Genomic DNA, 8,006 nt, shown 5'->3' with positions numbered 1-8,006 from the left:
GCGGACCGGCAGCTCCCGCACGCTGTTGCCGACGAAGCCGGCGTGACGCGGCAGGTCCGCTTCCGGCACGGCGGGTTCGAGGTCCGGAAAGCGGGCGAACAGCCGCTCCAGCGCGACCGTCGCCTCCAGCCGGGCCAGGGGAGCGCCCAGGCAGTAGTGGGCGCCGTGTCCCAGCGACAGACTGCGCACGGCACCGGCGCGGGCCGGACGCGTGACGTCGAAGCGGTCGGCATCCGGGCCGTGCGCCGCCTTGTCGCGTCCGGCGGCGGAGTATCCGGCCAGAACCGGAGTGCCCGCCGGGATCGTCGTACCGTCGACGTCGAGGTCCCGTACCGGATAGCGGAACGGGAAGTAGCTGACCGGGGAGTCCCAGCGCAGGGTCTCCTCCACCACGTCGGCCCAGCTCGCGGCCCCGGAACGGACCAGGTCGAGCTGGTCGCGGTGGGCGCACAGGGCCCGGACGGCGTTGGTGATCAGGTTCAGGGTGGTCTCGTGCCCGGCCACGATCAGCAGCACCATGGTGCCGATCAGCTCCTCCTGCCCGAGCCGGTCGCCGCCCTCGTCACGGGCCGCGATGAGGGCGCTGGTCAGGTCGTCGCCGGGGCGCGCGGCCTTGCTCGCGGCTATCTCGCCCAGCACGGTGACCAGTTCGCGGTTGGCGGCCAGTGCGGCCTCCGGGCCGATGTCGGTCGCCACCACCTGATCGCTGAGCCGGTGCAGGCGGTCGCGGAACCGCTCCTCCACCCCGAGGAGTTCACAGATGACGCCCATCGGCAGCGGGAGTGCGAACCGCTGCCGGAGGTCGACGACGCCGTCCGCCGCCGCGAGGCCGTCGAGCAGCGCGTCGGTCAACTCCTCCACACGCGGCCGGAGTCCGTCCACCCGGCGCGGAGTGAAGGCCCTGCTGACCAGCGACCGGAGCCTCCGGTGGTCCGCCCCGTCGGCCGTGGTCATGCCGCGCACGGTGGCGAAGGTCAGCAGTGGCCAGCCCGGTGCGATCCGGCCCTCGTGCAGCGCCTTGAAGTGCCGTACGTCCTTGGCGACGTCGGGATGCTGGAGGAAGTCACGCAGCGCGTCGTGGCCCAGCACGGCCATCCCCTCGATCCCGCCCGGCAGCTCGACGGGCGCCACCGCGCCGAGGGCCAGCAGCCGGGCGTTGTCGGCGTGCGGGCAGCCCCCGGCGGGGTTCAGACGGTGCGGGACTTCGGAGGGCGACGTCTCCATGGTGCTCCTGACGGTCGTACGGCCGGGAGGGTGCGTCGCCGATCGTAGGGCCGGCGGGTCAGCCGAGGTAGTGGGCGCGGCCGTCGTCGTCCAGCTCGAAGGGGCCGTCGGGGATGACGCAGAACTCGTTGCCCTCCGGGTCCGCCATCACCAGGAAACCGCCCTCGTCGTACTCCGTCAGCCGGCGCCCGCCCAGCGCCTCCACGCGCCGCTGCTCCTCGGCCGGATCGGCGGCGGTGACGTCGAAGTGCATGCGGTTCTTGCCCGATGTGGCGCCGTCGGCCCGCTGGAACCCGAGGCCCAGGCCGTCCTCCCGCCGGAGCCAGACGTAGGGGCCCGTGCGGCCCACGACCGGCCTGCCGAGCAGCTCGGACCAGAACGCGGCGAGCCGCTCGGGGTCGTCGGCGTCGACGATGAGGGCGTTGATCCGCAGCGGAGTGTTCGTCATGCGCCGATCCTGCCAGGAGGCGCCGGAACAGAGGCCGAGGTGGGCCGGCATACGCGAGATAGCCTGGGCGGATGCTGACCGAAGTCACTGCCACCCGGTTCGTCACGCCCCTGCGTGAGGGCGGCTCGCTGCCGGGGCTCGTCGAGGCCGACGATCTCGGGCTGTACGTCTGTAAGTTCACCGGCGCAGGGCAGGGCCGCAAGACCCTGGTCGCGGAGGTCGTCTGCGGGGAACTCGCCCGGCGCCTCGGCTTCCGGGTGCCCGGCCTCGTGACCGTCGGGCTGGACTCCGTGCTCGGACTGGGGGAGCCCGAGCGACAGGTGCAGGACCTGTTGCGCGCCAGCGGGGGCGCCAACCTCGGCATGGACTTCCTCTCCGGCGCCCTCGGCTACGACCCGCTCGCCTTCCCCGTGGACCCCGGGGAGGCGGGCCGGATCGTGTGGTTCGACGCGCTGGTCAACAACGTCGACCGCTCCTGGCGCAACCCCAACCTCCTGGTACAGGGGGGCGGGCTGTGGCTCATCGACCACGGCGCCACCATGATCTGGCACCACAACTGGCCCTCCGTCGACGCCTCCGCAGCCCGGCCCTACGACGCGGCAGACCATGCCCTCGCCCGCTTCACCCCCGACGTCGCCGCCGCCGCGGCCGACCTGGCCCCCCTGGTCACCGAGGAACTGCTCGCCGAGGTCACCGCCCGGATCCCCGACGCCTGGCTGGCCGACGAACCCGGCTTCGACACCCCCGACGACCTGCGCCGTGCCTACGCGCGTCCGCTGCTCGCCCGCGCGGGCACCGTCCATGAACGCATCGAGGGCCTCAAGGAGAGCAAGTGAGCGAGCACCACATTCACATGGCCGGGAGTGTGGTCGAGCGCCACATCATCCGGGGCGGCCAGGGCGGCGACCGCGAGGTCTACGAGTACGCCCTGCTGCGGGTCGTCCCCCGCGTCGAGCGCGGCGAGCGGATCAACGCGGGCGTGATCGTCTACTGCCGCGCCCGCGGGTACGTCGGCGCCCGCACCCACCTGGACGAGGCCCGGCTGCGCGCCCTCGACCCGGACGCGGACGTGGCGGGGGTGCGGGCCGCGCTCGGCGCCGTGGAGCGGATCTGCGCGGGTGGGGAGGACGCCGGGCAGGCGGCGGGCGACGACGCCGGGCGGCGTTTCCGCTGGCTGATCGCGCCCCGTTCCACGGTGGTGCGGCCCGGCCCGGTGCACACCGGGCTGACCGCCGACCCGGTGGCCGAGACGGAGCGGCTGCTGGACCTCCTGGTGAGGTAATGGATCACACCGCCCGGTGTCCCGTTGACACCGGGTGCCAGGGCTTCTAGCGTCACGGGTGCTGAAGGTACTAAGCGGTCGCTCACCGCACGGCGGGTCCGGTCCGGACCGGCCGGGTTCTCTCAAGGGCGAGGAGAAGCAGCAATGTCCACCACTGAACAGCGGGTCGCGGTAGTCACCGGCGCGGCGCGCGGCATCGGCGCCGCCACCGCCATCCGGCTGGCCGCCGAGGGTCACGCCGTCGCCGTCGTCGACCTGGACGAGGCCGCCTGCAAGGACACCGTCGAGAAGATCACCGCCGCGGGCGGCAAGGCCCTCGCGGTCGGCGCCGACGTCTCCGACGAGGCGCAGGTCGAGGCCGCCGTCGCGCGGATCGCGGAGGAGCTGGGCGCGCCCACCATCCTGGTCAACAACGCCGGTGTGCTCCGCGACAACCTGCTGTTCAAGATGAGCGTGTCCGACTGGGACACCGTGCTCGGCGTGCACCTGCGCGGCTCGTTCCTGATGACCAAGGCCGTCCAGAAGCACATGGTGGACGCGGGCTTCGGCCGGGTCGTCAACCTGTCCTCGTCCTCCGCGCTCGGCAACCGCGGTCAGGCCAACTACTCGGCCGCCAAGGCGGGTCTCCAGGGCTTCACCAAGACCCTCGCCATCGAGCTGGGCAAGTTCGGCATCACCGCCAACGCCGTCGCCCCCGGCTTCATCGCCACCGAGATGACCAAGGCCACGGCCGACCGCGTGGGCATGGGCTTCGACGACTTCAAGAAGGCCGCCGCCACCCAGATCCCGGTCCAGCGCGTCGGTGAGCCCGAGGACATCGCCAACGCCATCGCCTTCTTCACGGGCGAGGCGGCCGGATTCGTCTCCGGCCAGGTGCTGTACGTCGCGGGCGGACCGCTCGACTAGCCGGTCCGGACCCCGAGGAACCCTGGAGCACACGGACATGACTGAACTCCCCGCACTCTCCGGCAAGGCCGCGCTCGTCACGGGCGCCAGCCGGGGCATCGGCTACGGCGTCGCTGAGGCCCTGGTGGCACGCGGTGACCGCGTGGTCATCACCGGCCGCAACGAGGAGGCGCTGAAGGAGGCCGTCGAGCGGCTCGGTGCCGACCGCGTCATCGGCGTCGCCGGCAAGGCCCACGACCTCGCCCACCAGACCGAGGCCGTCGGACGCGCCATGGAGGCCTTCGGCCGCGTCGACTACCTGGTCAACAACGCGGGCACGAACCCGGTCTTCGGCCCCATCGCCGACGTCGACCTGGACGTGGCCCGCAAGGTCTTCGAGACCAACGTGATCTCGGCGCTCGGCTTCGCCCAGAAGACCTGGCACGCCTGGCAGCGGGAGAACGGCGGCGCGATCGTCAACATCGCCTCCGTCGCCGGCCTCGCGCCCTCGCCGTTCATCGGCGCGTACGGCGTGAGCAAGGCCGCGATGATCAACCTGACCCAGCAGCTCGCGCACGAGTTCGCGCCCAAGGTGCGGGTCAACGCGATCGCCCCGGCGGTCGTGAAGACCAAGTTCGCCGAGGCCCTGTACGAGGGCCGGGAGGAGGAGGCGGCCGCCTCCTATCCGCTCGGCCGGCTCGGCGTCCCCTCCGACATCGGCGGGGCCGCGGCCTTCCTCACCTCCGCGCAGTCCGACTGGGTCACCGGTCAGACGCTCGTCGTGGACGGCGGCATCTTCCTCAACGCCGGGGTGGGCTGACCCTCTCGGCCCGCGCCACCACGGGCGCCGCTCCCTCAAGGGGGAGCGGCGCCCGTGCGCGTTCCAGGCGGGCCCGCCGCATGACAACGTAGTCATCCGAAGTTGATCAACAGCCCATGTTTCAGGGGAGGTTCACGAGGTCCGGTGCTGCGGTATGGTCTGCCGACCTTGGTACGGCGGATCGAGGAGCGAGCGCGTGTTCAAGCGGAACAGAGTCCGGCGCAGGGTCGCGGCGGCCGTGTCCCTGACCTCCCTCATCACCCTGCTGCCCGGCTGCGGACTGCTCTCCGACGGCGGCCCGGACGACAGCAGCCCGATCGTGGTGGGGACGACCAGCGCGCCGAGCACCCTGGACCCGGCGGGCGCCTGGGACGGCTCCTGGGAACTGTTCCGCAACGTCTACCAGACCCTCCTGGCCTACCCGAACGGCGCGACCACCCCCCAGCCGGACGCCGCGGAGAGCTGCTCCTTCACCGATTCCACCATCCGCACCTACCGCTGCAAGCTGCGCGCCGGGCTGAAGTTCGCCGACGGCCACCCGCTCGACGCCGAGGCCGTCCGGCACTCCATCGACCGCATCCGCACCATCAACGCCCCGAGCGGCCCCGCCGGACTGCTGGAGGGGCTGGACCGGGTGGAGACCACGGGCACGCGGGAGATCGTCTTCCACCTCAAGAGGCCCGACGCCACTTTCCCGTTCGTCCTCGCCACCCCCGCCATGTCCCTCGTCGACCCGCGCGAGTACCCCGCCAACTCGCTGCGCAAGGACGGCGACGTGCACGGCTCCGGCCCGTACCGCCTGGAGTCCTACGACGAGGGCGAACGGGCCGTGCTGGTGCGCAACGACCGGTACGAGGGCTTCGCCGAGCGGGAGAACAAGGCGGTGACCATCCGGTACTTCCAGGACTCCGCCGCGATGGTCGAGGCGCTGCGCGACAAGAGCATCGACGTCACCTACCGGGGACTCGCCGCCAACGACATCCTCACCCTCCAGCAGCAGTCCCCGGCCGGGCTGCAACTGGTCGACGGCACCGGCACCGACATCAGCTACCTGGTGTTCAACCCCAAGGACCGCTGGGCCGGGAACGCCGCCGTGCGCAAGGCCATAGCCCAGGTCGTGGACCGCGGCGCCATCGCGCACAAGGTGTACCGGGACACCGTGGAACCGCTGTACTCCATGGTCCCCAAGGGTCTGACCGGCCACGCCACCTCCTACTTCGACCACTTCGGCGAACCCAGCGCCGGCAAGGCCCGCGCGATCCTCGCCGGGGCGGGCATCAAGCAGCGGGTCCCGCTCACCTTCTGGTACACCTCCGACCGCTACGGCTCCGAGACCGGCGTGATGTTCCGGGAGCTGAAGCGGCAACTGGAGGCCTCCGGGCTCTTCACCATCACCCTGCGCGCCCGCCCCTGGAAGACCTACGTCACCGGCTACCAGAAGGGGGAGTACCCGGTGTTCGGCCGGGGCTGGTTCCCGGACTTCCCCGACGCGGACAACTTCATCGCGCCCTTCGTCGGCGCGCACAACGCCCTCGGCACCCCCTACGTGAGCAAGAGGATCACCGGTGAGTTGCTGCCCCGGTCGCGGGCCCAGGGGGACCGGGCCCAGGTGGTGAAGGACCTGACGGCCGCCCAGCGGATCATGGTCGAGGACGCCCGGCTGATCCCGCTGTGGCAGGGGCGCCAGTACATCGCCGCGAGTGAGGACATCTCCGGCGGCGAGCGCGCCCTCGACCCCTCGACGATCATGATGATGTGGGAGCTGAACCGGAAGACGAGCTGGTGAGCGGCCTGCCATCGGTGTTGTCAGTGGTCGCCTGTAGGTTCTGAAGCCTTGGAAGTGACCGCCGACCGTTAGGGACACCGACGTGACCGACATCGCCATGCTGCCCGAGTCCTGGCAGGGCGTTCTGGGTGACGAACTCCAGCAGCCCTACTTCAAGGAGCTGACGGAGTTCGTCGAGGAGGAGCGGGCGAAGGGTCCCGTCTACCCGCCGCGCGAGGAGGTCTTCGCGGCGCTGGACGCGACGCCGTACGACAAGGTCAAGGTGCTCGTGCTCGGCCAGGACCCGTACCACGGCGAGGGCCAGGGGCACGGGCTGTGCTTCTCGGTGCGACCCGGTGTGAAGACCCCGCCGTCGCTGCGGAACATCTACAAGGAGATGCACGCGGAGCTGGGCCTGCCCGTCCCGGACAACGGCTATCTGATGCCCTGGGCCGAACAGGGCGTCCTGCTGCTGAACGCGGTGCTCACCGTGCGCTCCGGCGAGGCCAACTCGCACAAGGGCAAGGGCTGGGAGAAGTTCACGGACGCGGTGATCCGCGCGGTGGCCTCCCGCCCCGACCCGGCGGTGTTCGTCCTGTGGGGCAACTACGCCCAGAAGAAGCTGCCGCTGATCGACGAGACGCGGCACGTGGTGGTCAAGGGCGCGCACCCCTCGCCGCTGTCCGCGAAGAAGTTCTTCGGCTCGCGCCCCTTCACACAGATCAACGAGGCCGTCGCCGCGCAGGGCCACGAGCCGATCGACTGGCGCATCCCCGACCTGGGCTGACCGGGGACCGGCCAGGCGGTCTCACCGTTTCGTCCGGGGCCGCCTGCCCGGTATCGCCGCCGGCTGCGGTTAGCGTCGGGGGCGGACGGCCGACGAGCGGCCGGAGGACGGGTCCGGAGGGCGCGGTGGCGGAGCGACAGGAGCAGACGGCGCCCGATGCCCTGCTCACCCGGATCGGGCAGATCGTCATGCTGCACCGGGGCGGCGACCGCGAGGAGGCCCGGCGCCGGCTGCTGGAGCTGTGGGCCGAGACGGCCGAGTCCGGCGACCCGCTGCACCGCTGCACCCTCGCCCACTACCTGGCCGACACCCAGGACGACCCGGCGGACGAACTCGCGTGGGACCTGAGGGCGTTGTCGGCGGCCGACGAGCTGACCGACGGCCGTCCCGGCGCCGACCCCGCGAGCGTGCGCGGCTTCTACCCCTCGCTGCACCTCAGCCTCGCGGCCGACTACCTCAAGCTGGACCGCGCCGACGCCGCCCGCACCCACCTCAGCCGCGCCCGCCGCGCGGCCGGCACCCTCCCCGACGACGGCTACGGCACCGCCGTCCGGGCCGCGATCACCCGCCTGGAACTCCGCCTTCCCGACACCGGCCCCCCGGAGGGCGACGGCTGGGGGCCGCCGAGGCAGCGGCCGACGCGCTAACGCCCGTACGCCCGCTCGCAGATCGTCGACTGCGGGCTGTTCTTCGGCCAGCCGCCGTACTTCTTGCCCAGCGCGCACACATTCGGGATCTGCGGAACCGCGCGGGGCGCGCGCGGGGTGTCGGCGCGCGGGCGGTCCGGGTACGCCC

Annotated in this window: 9 protein-coding genes; 7 read left to right on the top strand and 2 right to left on the bottom strand. The window is 72.0% G+C overall.

The features are described from left to right. Together CCN33_RS25825 and CCN33_RS25820 are read right to left on the bottom strand one after the other, a co-directional pair. On the bottom strand, positions 1-1,224 hold a 1,224-nt coding region (locus CCN33_RS25825; protein WP_086695873.1), incomplete at its 3' end, for a cytochrome P450 family protein. 58 nt (positions 1,225-1,282) lie between these two features. Further along, on the bottom strand, positions 1,283-1,672 hold the full coding sequence (locus CCN33_RS25820) for a VOC family protein (RefSeq protein ID WP_086695872.1): 390 nt from the start codon (positions 1,670-1,672) through the stop codon (positions 1,283-1,285). Between the two features lie 71 nt (positions 1,673-1,743). Between CCN33_RS25820 and CCN33_RS25815 the strand changes: the two genes are divergently transcribed. The 7 genes from CCN33_RS25815 (at position 1,744) to CCN33_RS25785 (ending at position 7,858) form a co-directional block, all read left to right on the top strand. After that, positions 1,744-2,508 carry a HipA family kinase gene (locus CCN33_RS25815; RefSeq protein WP_086695871.1) on the top strand — a complete coding sequence of 255 codons (765 nt, stop codon included), beginning with the start codon at positions 1,744-1,746 and terminating at the stop codon, positions 2,506-2,508. After that, a complete protein-coding gene (locus tag CCN33_RS25810; protein WP_086695870.1) occupies positions 2,505-2,954 on the top strand; it encodes a DUF3037 domain-containing protein in 450 nt (149 codons plus the stop codon). The genes CCN33_RS25815 and CCN33_RS25810 overlap by 4 nt, the downstream gene beginning before the upstream one ends. A gap of 144 nt (positions 2,955-3,098) precedes the next feature. After that, on the top strand, positions 3,099-3,860 hold the full coding sequence (gene fabG, locus CCN33_RS25805) for a 3-oxoacyl-ACP reductase FabG (protein ID WP_086695869.1): 762 nt from the start codon (positions 3,099-3,101) through the stop codon (positions 3,858-3,860). 37 nt (positions 3,861-3,897) lie between these two features. After that, on the top strand, positions 3,898-4,659 hold the full coding sequence (locus CCN33_RS25800; protein ID WP_086695868.1) for an SDR family oxidoreductase: 762 nt from the start codon (positions 3,898-3,900) through the stop codon (positions 4,657-4,659). Between the two features lie 196 nt (positions 4,660-4,855). Next, positions 4,856-6,445, top strand: a complete 1,590-nt coding sequence (locus tag CCN33_RS25795) for an ABC transporter substrate-binding protein (protein ID WP_086695867.1) — start codon at positions 4,856-4,858, stop codon at positions 6,443-6,445. Positions 6,446-6,527: 82 nt separating this feature from the next. Then, positions 6,528-7,211, top strand: coding sequence for a uracil-DNA glycosylase (gene ung / locus CCN33_RS25790; protein WP_086695866.1), 684 nt, complete (start codon positions 6,528-6,530; stop codon positions 7,209-7,211). Positions 7,212-7,336: 125 nt separating this feature from the next. After that, positions 7,337-7,858, top strand: coding sequence for a hypothetical protein (locus CCN33_RS25785; protein WP_086695865.1), 522 nt, complete (start codon positions 7,337-7,339; stop codon positions 7,856-7,858). The last annotated feature ends 148 nt before the right edge of the window (positions 7,859-8,006 follow it).

It is taken from the genome of Streptomyces recifensis, assembly GCF_002154615.1.
Classification (GTDB): Bacteria; Actinomycetota; Actinomycetes; order Streptomycetales; family Streptomycetaceae; genus Streptomyces; species Streptomyces griseoluteus.
The sequence above is the reverse complement of the archived record's forward strand: the minus strand, read 5'-3'. Positions and strand labels throughout refer to the sequence as shown.